This is a genomic window from Aerococcus sp. L_32 (assembly GCF_050689315.1).
This window is the reverse complement of record NZ_JBOEQF010001207.1, coordinates 1-553: the sequence shown is the minus strand read 5'-3', so window position 1 is coordinate 553 and position 553 is coordinate 1. Positions and strand designations below refer to the sequence as shown.

Below are 553 nucleotides of genomic sequence, written 5' to 3'. Positions count from 1 at the left end.
TTTAAAAGTCATTTGCTGAATCGAAACATTATCTGCTTTAGATGCGTACTGGCTAGCTTGGTCTTTGTCCGTGAAAGTCACAAGCTCTCGTTGTCCCTTTTCTTTGTCGTAAGTTAACCAGATACTTTTGTCGGCTGGTGTCCCCTCTAGCTGGATAGCGTATAAGTGGGCGGTCGCCATCGTGGTCAACATAGCCAGCGTTGTTAACGGGTTTGGATCTGCCTTATATGCGGTCAATACTTCTATTAAACGTTTCTTGCCGAATGGCTGCGTCATTAAATCTTGCCTTCCTTTCATTTTTCTTCTATATAATAACTGTATAATCATTCTTATTTGTTATTCGCTATTGAGTTCTTGGAAAATAGCTTTCTCTCCTTTAGATGGCCGTCAGCTAATCCGGACCAGCCCTTTTCAAATAAGGATTACTTCTATATTGTAGCGAATTCATGCTTTCGGTGTTTATTGTAACAAATGACTGTTCAAAAATCATATATCTCCTCTTGGACCGAACAAGTTTACCTATCACTTGCGATAGCTTATATCCTGCGAAATT

General features: G+C 39.8%; 1 protein-coding gene. It reads right to left on the bottom strand.

The annotated features are described in order from the left end of the window. A partial coding sequence (locus ACRCJ0_RS18960) for an SseB family protein (RefSeq protein ID WP_431391752.1) occupies positions 1-276 on the bottom strand: 276 nt, incomplete at its 3' end. Between the last annotated feature and the right edge of the window lie 277 nt (positions 277-553).